Origin of the sequence: Pseudoalteromonas sp. CO348, from assembly GCF_004208845.1 — a bacterium.
In the GTDB taxonomy this organism is placed as follows: Bacteria; Pseudomonadota; Gammaproteobacteria; order Enterobacterales; family Alteromonadaceae; genus Pseudoalteromonas; species Pseudoalteromonas maricaloris.
The window spans coordinates 182,290-194,591 of sequence record NZ_SGPI01000039.1; the positions used below are offsets into that span (position 1 = coordinate 182,290).

The 12,302-nt window shown below is 43.2% G+C and carries 13 protein-coding genes; 6 read left to right on the forward strand and 7 right to left on the reverse strand.

Features of this window, described 5'->3' with window-relative positions; genetic code table 11:
* Positions 1-100 precede the first annotated feature (100 nt).
* Both EXT48_RS20650 and EXT48_RS20655 read left to right on the forward strand, forming a co-directional pair.
* Positions 101-1,051, forward strand: coding sequence for a cytochrome-c peroxidase (locus EXT48_RS20650; RefSeq protein ID WP_130165609.1), 951 nt, complete (start codon positions 101-103; stop codon positions 1,049-1,051).
* Positions 1,048-4,209, forward strand: a complete 3,162-nt coding sequence (locus EXT48_RS20655; protein WP_130165610.1) for an EAL domain-containing protein — start codon at positions 1,048-1,050, stop codon at positions 4,207-4,209. Before EXT48_RS20650 ends, EXT48_RS20655 begins: the two co-directional genes overlap by 4 nt.
* Before the next feature lie 136 nt (positions 4,210-4,345).
* Here the strand turns inward: EXT48_RS20655 and EXT48_RS20660 are convergent, their stop codons facing one another.
* Complete coding sequence (locus EXT48_RS20660; protein WP_130165611.1) at positions 4,346-4,633, reverse strand: hypothetical protein; 288 nt, start codon at positions 4,631-4,633, stop codon at positions 4,346-4,348.
* Positions 4,630-5,277: an HAD-IA family hydrolase gene (locus EXT48_RS20665; protein ID WP_130165612.1), complete on the reverse strand. Its 648-nt coding sequence runs from the start codon at positions 5,275-5,277 to the stop codon at positions 4,630-4,632. The genes EXT48_RS20660 and EXT48_RS20665 overlap by 4 nt, the downstream gene beginning before the upstream one ends.
* Before the next feature lie 144 nt (positions 5,278-5,421).
* Here EXT48_RS20665 and EXT48_RS20670 point away from each other — a divergent pair, with 144 nt between their 5' ends.
* Entirely contained in the window at positions 5,422-6,177 is a 756-nt protein-coding gene (locus tag EXT48_RS20670) for a DeoR/GlpR family DNA-binding transcription regulator (protein WP_045965520.1), read from the forward strand.
* Positions 6,178-6,261: 84 nt separating this feature from the next.
* Here the strand turns inward: EXT48_RS20670 and EXT48_RS20675 are convergent, their stop codons facing one another.
* Entirely contained in the window at positions 6,262-6,753 is a 492-nt protein-coding gene (locus EXT48_RS20675) for a GNAT family N-acetyltransferase (protein ID WP_130165613.1), read from the reverse strand.
* 511 nt (positions 6,754-7,264) lie between these two features.
* Here EXT48_RS20675 and EXT48_RS20680 point away from each other — a divergent pair.
* Together EXT48_RS20680 and EXT48_RS20685 are read left to right on the forward strand one after the other, a co-directional pair.
* Positions 7,265-7,684 (forward strand): nuclear transport factor 2 family protein, encoded by a 420-nt coding sequence (locus EXT48_RS20680; RefSeq protein WP_130165614.1) that lies wholly within the window; start codon positions 7,265-7,267, stop codon positions 7,682-7,684.
* A 37-nt stretch (positions 7,685-7,721) separates the two neighbouring features.
* Positions 7,722-7,958 carry a helix-hairpin-helix domain-containing protein gene (locus tag EXT48_RS20685; protein WP_130165615.1) on the forward strand — a complete coding sequence of 79 codons (237 nt, stop codon included), beginning with the start codon at positions 7,722-7,724 and terminating at the stop codon, positions 7,956-7,958.
* Between the two features lie 243 nt (positions 7,959-8,201).
* Here EXT48_RS20685 and EXT48_RS20690 read toward each other — a convergent pair whose 3' ends face one another.
* The 3 genes from EXT48_RS20690 to EXT48_RS20700 all read right to left on the reverse strand — a co-directional run bounded on the left by EXT48_RS20690 (position 8,202) and on the right by EXT48_RS20700 (position 10,208).
* Positions 8,202-8,555, reverse strand: coding sequence for a VOC family protein (locus EXT48_RS20690; RefSeq protein WP_045988624.1), 354 nt, complete (start codon positions 8,553-8,555; stop codon positions 8,202-8,204).
* Between the two features lie 54 nt (positions 8,556-8,609).
* A complete protein-coding gene (locus EXT48_RS20695) occupies positions 8,610-9,122 on the reverse strand; it encodes a hypothetical protein (protein WP_130127479.1) in 513 nt (170 codons plus the stop codon).
* Between the two features lie 213 nt (positions 9,123-9,335).
* The gene (locus tag EXT48_RS20700) at positions 9,336-10,208 is read right to left on the reverse strand and encodes a LysR family transcriptional regulator (RefSeq protein ID WP_130165616.1); all 873 of its coding nucleotides are present in this window, start codon (positions 10,206-10,208) and stop codon (positions 9,336-9,338) included.
* 95 nt (positions 10,209-10,303) lie between these two features.
* Here EXT48_RS20700 and EXT48_RS20705 point away from each other — a divergent pair, with 95 nt between their 5' ends.
* Positions 10,304-11,668, forward strand: coding sequence for an MATE family efflux transporter (locus EXT48_RS20705; protein WP_130165617.1), 1,365 nt, complete (start codon positions 10,304-10,306; stop codon positions 11,666-11,668).
* Positions 11,669-11,708: 40 nt separating this feature from the next.
* Here EXT48_RS20705 and EXT48_RS20710 read toward each other — a convergent pair whose 3' ends face one another.
* A complete protein-coding gene (locus EXT48_RS20710; protein WP_130165618.1) occupies positions 11,709-12,242 on the reverse strand; it encodes a dihydrofolate reductase family protein in 534 nt (177 codons plus the stop codon).
* Positions 12,243-12,302 lie beyond the last annotated feature (60 nt).

The following is a 12,302-nucleotide window of genomic DNA, read 5'->3' on the forward strand; positions in this document are numbered from 1 at the left end:
AAAAACACACAACTTCTATTGCTAAGCTTATTTTAAATCAAAATTTGCAATGCCGAATGTTGCTATCTTTTACACCAAGATGGCAACTTGGGCGGAGTGTATGCGAATTTGGAGTTTATTACTTTTTGCGTTTCCATTATTGGGAGCAGCAAATGAGCCAATTCTGCCACTTGAGCCTGCAATAGGGCTTGATGCCGATAAAGTCACCTTAGGCAGATCACTCTTTTTTGATAAGCGGCTTTCCCGAGGAAACCAAGTCAGCTGTGCGTCATGTCACCAACTACTCACTCATGGCGCGGATGTAAAGCCCCTTTCCAGTGGTGTTAATGGCGCACTCGGTGAGCTAAAAACTCCAACTGTTTACAATGCGGCTTTAAATATTCGTCAAGCGTGGGATGGCCGTGCGCAAGCGCTTTATGATCAAATCGACTCACCCATCTTAAACCCAAAAGAGCATGATATGACGTGGCCAGAAGTCGTTGCCAAGTTAAATCAAGATAAAACGCTGGTCGCGCAATTTACTAGAGTGTACTCGCAGGGCGTAACGCAGCACACGATAAAAGACGCAATAGCGACTTTTGAAGGGTCGTTAATCACGCTTAATGCGCCGTTCGATTTATGGCTTAAAGATAAAAGCGTAAAACTGCCTAAGTCGGCTATTGCCGGTTATGAGTTATTTAAACGGTATGGTTGCATTAGTTGTCATCAAGGGCGCAATGTTGGTGGCAATATGTTTGCCAAAATGGGCACCTTTGGTGATTATTTTGGCGATAGAAATACACCAATTCAAAACGCGGATTATGGTCGTTTTAACGTCACTGGCAATGAGCAAGATCGTTTTGTGTTCAAAGTACCGAGCTTGCGACTTGCTAGCAAACAAGCATACTTTTTTCACGATGCTAGTCATAGCAGCCTAGAAGCCGCCGTTGCGACCATGGCCAAATACCAACTTGGCCGCAATATCTCAGACTCCGATATTAACAAGCTAGTTGCCTTTATTGACAGCCTAGCAGGACATCACCACGAAATGGATTTGGAAAACCACGAATGAAGAATAAGGCCTTCATTGGTGTGCAAGCGTTACTGCTGTGCGCGCCAATTGCGCTTTTTGCGTATTTTTACTCGCAGCAAGAGCTCAGCAGTCAAACACACCAAGCACGAGTTACCCTGCTCTTTGAAGCCAAAAGTATTGATGCCAAACTGGATGCCGCTGTGTTACAAATGCTTAGTGCACAGCTCAATCAATATGATGAGTTAGCGCAATTAGCGCATGCAATTGATGCTTTGAATACACCACAGCGAGATGCATTATTTGCAGAAGCCACGCCTGACATTCGACAGCAATTTGATGCTTATCGTCGGCTACTCAGTAATAAAGTATTGCAAGTCGAGTCCATTAAAACTGCGGCGGCAAATATTAAAAATAGCCTGCTTTATCTTCCCGAGTTGCTAATCGAGCTGGAGCAGAGTGAGCCCGAACTGGCAACCCACGCCAATAGAATGCTTGCTAATTTAATGTTGGGTCAGCTCTACGAATTTGTCGCAGAGCCTTTAATGACCATCAACTCTGAAAGTAGCTTAGAGCAGCTTATCTATCAGCATTTTAATGTCGCGCTTGCTAACAGTGCAGAATTAAAAAAGGCAAAACAACGCTTTTTGTCTTTGCCGAGTGACCAAGCTTTTTCAGCACTTTACGCGGCATATAGCCAGCACCACAGTGAAACCATAGAAAAAACCAAGCATCAAAGTGAATTACTCTTACTGCTGACCATTGTGCTATTTTTGCTCTTGATTGTGTTTGCAAACCGACTTTATGTGGCCAAAAATAAAATTCTGAGCACCAGCCAAACTTTGTCCGATGCCGTTGCGCGTTTAACCGAAGGCTTTGCTCTTTTTAGTCGCAGCGGCAATTTGCTGCTCTGTAACAGTGCTTGGCGTAATCATTTCGCAATTGCCGATAGCGAAAAAATGCCACGCAAACTAGAAGAGTGGCAGCAGCAGTTTGGAGAAATTTTTAACTCCGACGCCAATTTGCATCAAACCGAATCTGGCGCTTGGTTACAGGTAAAACAAACGAACACACACAATAATGGCCAAGTGTTTGTGAGTGTTAATGTCTCCCTTTTTAAACAAGCGGAAGAAGAGCTTCGCAAGTGGGGCCATGCCATTGAGCAAAGCCCCTCTTCTATTGTGATCACCGATCCTCGTGCTCGCATTGAATACGTTAACCCTAAGTTTGAACAAGTTACTGGGTATTCACTTGAGGATGTGAAAGGACAAACACCCAAAGTACTAGGCTCCAAACAAGGATTTACCGACTACAAAGCGCTGTGGCAAACCATCAAACAAGGCAAAGTCTGGCGTGGTGAGTTTTACAATCGCCGTAAGTCTGGAGATTACTATTGGGAGTATGCGTCTATTTCCCCGATTAAAAACCAACAAGGGGAAATCATTAACTTTATTGCGATCAAAGAAGATATCACTGCACAAAAAAGCGCAAGTGCACAGCTTAAAACCGCAGCGGCGGTATTTAATGCAACGCAAGAAGGGATCATGACCACCAACGCAAAACTTGAGATCACCGCGGTCAATCCTGCTTTCACCAAAATTACTGGATACGAAGAACATGAAGTGCTTGGTCAACGACCTAATATTTTAAGTTCGGGTAAGCATGACAAACATTTTTATGAGCAGATGTGGAGCACCCTCAACTCGCACGGACAGTGGGCGAGTGAGATCTGGAACAAGCGTAAAGACGGTACTTTATATCCAGAGTGGCTAGCAATCAGTGTCGTGCATGATGACAAAGGGCTTGTGCAGCAATACGTTGCCATATTGTCTGATATGACCGAGCGCAAAGCGCAAGAAGAGCAGATTGAATATCAAGCCTATTACGATGTGTTGACCGGACTGCCGAATAGAACGTTATTACTTGAGCGCATTGAGCAAGATATTAAACGCATGAGCCGTACTCATCATCAAAGTGCAGTGTTATTTATTGATTTAGATAGGTTTAAGCGCGTCAACGACACCATGGGTCACGAGGCCGGAGATGCCTTACTTATCTCTGTAGCCAAGCGCTTAAACGGCCTGCTGCGTAAAAGCGATACCTTGAGCCGCTTTGGTGGAGATGAATTTGTATTGTTATTGAGCCAAATTGCGCATCCGGATCATGCCGCTCAAGTAGCCGATAAAATTGTCAAAGCACTGAGCGAACCATTTGTGATCAACGGCTTTGAGGTATTTACGGGGGCAAGCATTGGGATCGCGATTTTACCAAGTGATGCAAAAGATCAAAAAGAGTTATTACGACTTGCCGATTTAGCCATGTATAAAGCAAAAGAGGCGGGGCGCAATCAGTATCACTTTTTTGCGCAAGAAATGCAGCAACAGGTGAATCGTCGAGTTGAGCTGGAGCAGCTGCTCCGAGCTGCGCTTGAACATCAGCGCTTAACCGTACATTACCAACCTATTGTCGATACGGTGTCGGGTAAATTATATGGTGTCGAGGCGCTCATGCGCTGGCCAACTGATTTCGGCCAGTATATTTCCCCTGCTGAATTTATTCCAGTCGCTGAAGAAAGCGGCCTAATTGCTCCTCTTGGTGAGTGGTTACTTGCTAAGGCATGTAATGATATTCGCAGATTAAATAAAGCGCTCGGTATGAATTGTTATTTGACGGTAAATGTCTCGAGTCAGCAGTATCGACTCGGCTTTAACGCCACTATCATTAAACAAATCATGCAGCAATCAGGCTTTCTTCCAGAGAACTTAACGCTTGAAATCACAGAAAGCATCTTACTTGAAGATGATAAAGCCGTAACCGCTTGGCTGCAAAGCTTAAGGGCAACGGGGGTCAACTTAGCAATCGACGATTTTGGCACTGGCTACTCTTCGCTTAGCTACCTGAAACGCTTCCCCATCAATATATTAAAGATAGACCGAGGTTTTATTCAAGATATAGATCAAAACCAAGATGCTGCCGTTTTGGTCAACGCGATTTTGTCGATGGCGGAGAGTTTATCGCTCAAAGTGATAGCCGAAGGCGTAGAACAACAAGGACAACTAGATTGCTTAAAAGGCTTGGGCTGTCAGTATGTGCAAGGATACTTTTATGCCAAACCAATGGCGATTGAGGGATTAATCGACTGGGTTGAGCAATTTTCCATTGCATCGGAGCGAATAGCTCCCAAACTGTGGTTGGATTGAGGTGTGTGGCTGTTAAATTGCAGTATGGGGTGTTGTGATCCAATGAGAGCTGATATCTGGGCCCGTGAATGGGTTCCCAATCAAATGGCAATCCGTTCTAGATGGGTTGGCAAAGCTGTTTAGCTTTGCCAACTACTCAACGCAAAATCGCAGTTAGTAAAATTAAGATCTGTAAAAGTAGGCAAAGTACATTAGTAACAATGATTGCCATTCGCTGAAATCTCAGCCCATACATCAGCCAAAAACTAAACACCAATACATACCCGATTAAAAACGTAAAGGACAAGTTGGTTGGGCCTTGGCGCTCAAGTTCGCTGAGTAGCTGGCCGAATAATGCGATAAAACCGATCCCACCAAAGAATACACCGGCGAAATCCCAGTAGATATCTTTCGTTTGATAAAAGCCTGTCAGCCATGTTTTCATTCGCTTACTTCCTCTGATAAGTAGATATCCTGATAGTGATTGATACGGGCAACAATATGGTCATGCTGAATGGTACAAAAATGGTTAACTACGACTACGTCACAGCCTGCGCTAAGTGCGGATCTCACCCCTTGATCTGAGTCTTCAAATGCAAGGCATTTAGAGGTTGCCACTCCCAGTCGTTTGGCCGCCAATAAAAATGGCTCAGGGTGAGGCTTACCTTGCCCAACATCATCTGCGGTAATTAATATTTCAGGAATAGGTAAACCTGCTGTGGTGAGTCGTGCAACTGCATTGTGACGATTTGCAGAAGTTGCAACGGCCCACTTGCGTTGCTGTGCTTTTATTTCGCTTAAAAACGATTTAGCTCCAGGAATGGCTGTGACGGTATGGGCAAGGTCGGCTTCTGCTTGTTCCAACAGCTCAACTTCATGCAGGCTATCTAAATGCGGAGTAAATTGTTCTATAAAGTCTTTGAAACGTGCACCTCTGCCCGTAGTTAATACCATTTCCAAATCGACATGATGTTTCTCACACCAAGGCGCGACGGCCTGTCGTACTGCACTTTCAGAATCAACAAGTGTGCCATCCATATCGAATATCAATCCCTGATAACGGTTCAGGTTGAGTGAATTAAGTGCCATTTTTACTCCTTATGATAATATTTCACGCATAAACAGGCGTTAGTTAATAGTAAATCGGCTTTATCATGCATGTTTGTGCAAATAATACGCTTGTATCTCGATCTTTTTCAAGTAAAATTACGCAAAAACATGCAGGAACATGCAATGCTATTGGCAGAACGTCATCAATTCATTCTCGATCAGCTTAATTTACAAGGGCGGATCACCTCAGTGTCCTTGGCGCAAACGCTTGATGTAAGCGAAGACACAATCCGTCGGGATTTAAACAAACTGGCTGAGCTTAAGCTCCTGCGGCGTGTTCATGGTGGCGCTTTAGCGCTGCAGGATAATACTCCTGACTATATCGAGCGTTTAGATAAACCCGATACCAGTAAAATTCGTTATATTGAGCCTGCCTTAGCGATGCTCGTGCCTGGACAAACGATCGTGATTGATTCTGGCGAGACGTGCCGTTATTTGGCACAACACTTACCTAAAAATATGCCGTTGACTGTGGTTACGGGTTGTCCACTGATCGCTAAAGAGTTGGCTTATCATTCGCTGGTGGATGTGATTTTATTGGGCGGCCCGATGTTTAAACCAGCAATGCGGGTGGTAGGCATGACGGCGATCGAAATGGTGAAACGGATCCGTTTTGATATTGTTTTTATGGGGATTTGCTCGTTCCATATTCACCACGGTTTTAGTGCAAGCTATATCGAAGAAGCGGAGATCCTCTCTGCGACTATTCGTCAAAGCGATCACACTGTGATTATGGGACCGAGTAATAAACTAGATAAAGTCGCTACTTATCAGATTGTTACAGCTAACGAAATTGACACAATTATTACTGATGAAGAAATCAATCCAAGCTTAAAAAAGCAGATTGAGTCGCTAGAGATAGCGCTGACCTTGGTCTAGGTTAATAATGAAGCCAACAAATTAATATGGATCTACTTAGCAACTAGGGTCGCCGACTGACTATTGAGCTAAGCAGCTGTATACCTAAGGCTTTAATAAGGCAAAAATGTGATTGTTATAGAAACGTTCATTTTTGAATATAGCGTGTTTTAACACCGCTTCTTGCTCAAAACCTGACTTCTCTAGTAGCTTCATTGATGCATGATTGTCGTCAAATACTGCGGCAAAGATCCGTTCAATATTGGTCTCGCTAAATACCTCTGAGGTAATGTGCAAAATGGCTTTATGAGTAATTCCTTTACGCCAATGGCTTTTTGCGAGCCAATAGCCTATTTCACCAGAGCGCTCATATTCAAACTCGCCAGGATTAACACCTATACAGCCGATAAGCTGCTGACCATCGCAAATCGCCCGAACATAGCCGTGTTTACTGCCTTCATTTACCCACCACATGGCATCTTGCTCGGTGTAAGGTTGCGGAATTTTTGTTGATAAATACCGAACGACATCGGGATCGTTCAAAATCACGACCATGTTGTCAACATCATTGGCCTGGAACGGTCTTAGCTTGAACATTAAGCTCTCTTTCAATAAATTTAAACGTAAATTCATCAATAAGTTACCATTCCCTTTCGAGGTATACAATGCGTGCTTTGTGTTGAGAAAAGCAAGCTGGGGCTGGTTGTCGTCATCGGACTTTATTTTGCGTATTCTGATTGCATTAAATAAGGTTAATTATTTTATGGACGAGGAATCTACAGTGCTCACTTTAAACCTTGCATCGCAAATTCTTCAATTGAGATTACCTAACCTTAACTCGGGATAAGAAGTTAGTTAAGCTACTAAAATACCTAAGTTCAAAAGCGTAATATCACTCTAGCCAGAAGTTATTTCGTAATACAAGGCAAATTTGTGCGTCAATAGCTAGCCTATTGCAAGCAAATTTAATGCAGTAGTAAGGGATAACAGCTGCTAGAGAACAAGTTGTTATCCCGAGTTCAGGTTACCTATATTGTTTTTATTGTGTTTGCCCTAATTAAGAGAGTGGGATTACAAATTAATTGCAAAGGACTAGGAAGAAAAAACGATGGATAAAAATACCTTAATTGAATTGGTGACTGAGTACTTTAAAAAGATTGATGCTGGAGATTCAAGCTATTTAGACTTATTTCATGATGAAGTGACTTTCTTTTTTCCAAAGTTTGGTGACGCTGTTGGTAAGCAAGCATTACTTGAGTTTGGCGATAAAATTGGCAGCTCACTCAACAGTATTTGGCACGATATTGCGCATTTTAATTTCATTGTGTCTGGAAAAACTGTTGTTGTTGAAGGGCGCGAAGGCGGTGTGATGCGTGATGGTACGCACTGGCCTGATAATCAAATTTCATCTGGCCGTTTTTGTAGTGTGTTCGAATTCTCTGATAACTTGATCACAAGAATGTATATTTATGTTGATCCAGACTTCTCAAGCCAAGATAGTGATAGAATTTCAATATTATCGCGCTAATGTTGAGCGTTTTGATAAATAAAAGGATAGCTGAATTATGGTTTTCTCTGAAAGTGAAAAAGACACCTTACTCGCACTCAAGGGAGTTGGCCCTACGGTAATAAAGCGTTTTGAAGAAATCGGTATTTGCAGTTTGAGCGAACTTGCGACTTATGAAGTTGAAGAAATTGCTGAGCGGGTCGCTTCTATGTTGCGAACAACTTGTTGGAAAAACAGCCCACAGGCCAAAGCTGCGATCCAAGCTGCTATTACCAAAGCCAAAGAAGTAAGTTAACTGACTGGTTTATGGGTGGTGTGATGTAAAGCCCCTTTACATTTAGTGGGTTAGATTTATGGGTTTTACCGCTCTATCATCCGCAGCTGAGAATATGAGTCAACCATCTTACATCGGGTTGCAACTTAAACTACAGGTTTTTAAATCAGGGCTCCTTTGAAGTGATGAATAAGGGAGTGTTTGCAAGAAAGCTCCCTTATTATTTGTTGCAACGAATAATCAATCTGCTGCGATAAAAGTAGCTTACTTTTCGTGTTGTAGAACATTCACTAAGTAGCCAAAAGGATCCCGAACATAAAAGCGGCGCACACCCCAGGGCTCCGACACGGGTCCATACTCAATCTGTATTTGCTCCGCAACAACTCTATTCAAAGCGGTGTCAAGGTCGTCGACTTCTATGGATAATTGAGGCACAGGCGTTCCTGATCCCCCTTCAGATGCCACACTAATTTGTGCGATCATTTCTTCACCTGAACTAAAAGTTTTAATCCAGCCATGGTCCATGACAAGCTCAAGACCAAAGACACGTTCATAGAATACTGCGGCATCCTCTGGGTTGGGGGTGTTAATATTTGAAATAATCCGTTTTACTTTCATTAGACTAAGCTCCAAATATGTCTAAGCGTGTGCTTAAAACTTTGTCTCACCGGCCTACTGAGAAGCGGCTGCTATAAAGTTGAGATCAAAACGTCCGTCCGGATCTTCTACTTTGATAAGCTCGTTAAGCGGTTTGTTTTTTAACGCCTTATTTTCAGCAAAGATGTCTAGTAATAGTGGTTTTACTTCGTTTCCGCATAGTGCCTCGGCGAGCGCTTCATGAGATAGCTTGAACAACATATCCATATTCTCGTCCTCGTCTTCAACGAGTTCAATATCTTCCCAGCTCTCGAAAATGTCTCTCAGTTTACTGACTTCTGGACAATCATCTTCAAAATCAGACAAGATGATAAACTCGTCTGAAGCAACGTTTTTATGCTGCTCGAAACGGCTGTCGGGCAGGCTGTAGATATTCCAATTTACATCGTAATGCCAAAATTCAACAGATAACGACATATGAGAATAAGTACTTTGATTTACATAAAATTTTAACTCGTTGATACGCTTTTTAATAAGCGTAATTAAAACGTTTTCGTAGGCTTCAATAAGCGTATTTTTATCAAACATAATGTATCCTAACTGCAGTCTTAAACAATAAAACTACGTGCTCCTAAATTGGTTCTCAGTATTAATTCCACTCTACTATGTAAATGTGAACTTTTGTTACTGGTGTTTGCTAAAAGGAAATTTATCCAAAACAGATCAATTTAACCATCAGTGTAGAAAAAATACCAGATTATGCAGAGCCTGTATGGCTTTAATTTGACAGTATAGGTTTACTCAGAATAAGTTAGCTGTTTCGTTATAAAGCCACTGCACAATAGGGCCTTTACTTTGTTCTCTGCGTTGCACTATGCCCATTTCGACGACCAAAGAGTTAGGAATATGCTCGGTTGACAGCTCGAACAGTTCTCCCATGTACCAAGGCGTATTGACAACATGTTCAGGTACTAATGCCCAACCAACGCCTCTAATGACTAAACCCATGATGTAATAGTAGCTGTCAATGTGCCAGTGGCTTGTGGATATGGCTTGTGACTGAGTATTACCAATGCGGTCGCGTATTACGAGCTGCCGATGTCGATTTAGCTCTTCAATACTCGGGGCTGGATGTTGTGCCAGCGGGTGGTGAGGGGAGCAGATCAAGATTTGTTTAAAGCTGTTTATCGAAGTGAAATCCAGCGATTCTGGCAATGGTTTTTGGTGAAATAAAATGCCTATTTCTGCCCTTTTTGCGCTTACCCATTGTGCAATGTCGTCTTGAGAGCCATTAATAATGGCTAATTTTAATAACGGAAATTGCTGAGCCAATCGTTCAAACAAAGATTCAAATGCGATGATGGGTACTGCTTCATCCATGGCAACGGTGAGAGACACCTCTTCGCCACTATTAAGAGAATTGGCTCTTGATTGCAGTCGCTGACACTGCATGAGCACCGCTTCGGCTTCTTTAAACAGATCAAGACCAGCTTGATTTAACACTGGCAGTCTGGCGGAGCGGTCAAAAAGTGCAAAGCCTAGATCGGCTTCCAGATTGGCAATTGCGGTGCTGACCCGAGATTGTGCCTTCCCCAAGTGTCTTGCTGCAGCTGAAAATGACCCCAACCTGACGGCGGTGACAAAGGCTTCGAGTTGATCGAGTGTCCAATGCATGATTATTTAACCTATCCGAATTCCGGATGGATACTAACTTTGACCAATCTCAATTACAAGGATAATAACGGTTTTTCTTGCTTAAGGATTTCATCATGCTGTTAGATTCAGCGAGCAACCCCCCCACAAAAGACGCTAACGTTACCCGCGCTTTTTGGCGTTATACTATCCCTGCCGTTGTCGCAATGGTGGTCAACGGATTGTACCAAATCGTCGATGGTATTTTTATTGGTCACTACCTTGGTGCTCAGGGGTTGGCCGCTGTAAACCTTGCTTGGCCCATTATAGGGATCATTATTGGTTTTGGCGTTTTAGTCGGGATAGGATCTGGCAGTTTGCTGTCGATTTATCGTGGCGCTGGCGACAATACAGGTGTGCCGCAGCTGATGAGCACCAGCTTTTGGCTCATCGCTATCTTGACTGTGGTTGCAATGATTGTCCTTGTATTATTCGGACCGAGTTTGCTCGAGCTTCAAGGTGCATCGGGCGAGCTTTTACATTCCAGTTTGGCCTACTTACAGGTATTGAATTGGGGAGCTGGGGTTACCATTGCGGCAGGTGCGCTGCCGTTACTACTAAGAAACAATGGTAAACCAGAAATGGCAACAGCTTTGCTAATTATAGGGGCGCTCAGCAATATAGTGCTCGATTATTTTATGATTGTGAAAATGCAATGGCAACTTCCCGGTGCTGCACTTGCTACGCTGATTTCACAAGGGATAGTCGCACTGGCGGCGCTCTACTTTTTGCTCACTTCTAGTGACGAAAGTAAACCCAAAGGCGCGTTTAATCAGCCACTAGCTCTGGAAATACTAAAGTTAGGCGCTGCAGGGTTGGTGATGTTTTTATATTTTGGCTTTATCGTTGCGTTACACAACAAGCAGTTGCTGATATTTGCCAGTGAAGTTGAGGTGGCGGCCTTCGCTGTGGTTGGTTACCTTGGCGTTATTTACTATTTTATCGCAGAAGGCGTAGCGAATGGTGTCCAGCCGCCCATCAGTTATTATTATGGAGCAGGCCTTTACCAGCGCATTCACACTATGGTTAAGCTGGCGCTCAAAGTAAGCTTGGGTGTTGGTGTGATGATGGTAACGATGTTTTATCTGTTTCCGAAGGATGTACTTGGGCTCTTCAGTGAGGATTTGGCTTTGCTCAATGCGGCCGAGCGTGGTTTGCAGCTGCATCTATCCACGTTATTCTTGGATGGCTTTATATTTCTTACCTCGATGTACTTTGTTGCGGTAGGCAAAGGCGGTAAAGCATTGGCTATTTCGCTTGGAAACATGTTGGTGCAATTGCCGTTTTTATATTTATTGCCCTTCTGGTTTGGTGTTGATGGGGTGTGGCTTGCGGTACCTATCTCAAACATCACGTTAACCGTTATTATCATCCCTCTGCTTTGGCGTGATTTATATCAGTTAAAGCAGCTTGAGCACTTTGCGGATATGAAGGACGCATAGGCGCATACTGAAGGCGCTTATTTTAAGCGCCTTCTTAGGGTTATCTTTGGCGTACGTAGTAATTTTTTACCACGCAATCTAAATATCTCACAGCATTCACGTGTTTGAATTTAAGCGGTTCGTTTAATTTTCCGAATAAAGGTGTTCCACCACCTAAAATAGTTGGAATGGTCGTGATAATTAGCTCATCAATGAGATCTTGTTGGAGAAAGCTTTGTATGGTTTTTCCGCCATCAATGTAAAGGTTTTTAAAGCCCTGCTGAGCCAGTTGTTCGACGATATCAGTCAGTTCACCTCGCACAAGCGATACCTTATCTGCAAAGGCCTTCGGTACCTCTTTAAGCGTATTACTTAATACAAAAACAGGTTTATTGTATGGCCATTCGCAATCAAATCCTTGGATTGTCTCAAAGGTATTACGTCCCATGATGATGGCATCTACGCGGGCCATAAAATCGGCGAACCCCAAGTCTGAACCTTCAGGGTTGGGTAAATCGTGTAGCCAGTCTAAGCAGTTGTTTTTATCTGCGATAAAGCCGTCTAGGCTTGCCCCAATATAGACGATGTTTACCATTTTATACTCCAATTGAACCCTAAACCATTTCAAGATAAAATAAATTCTACGGTGTAGAAT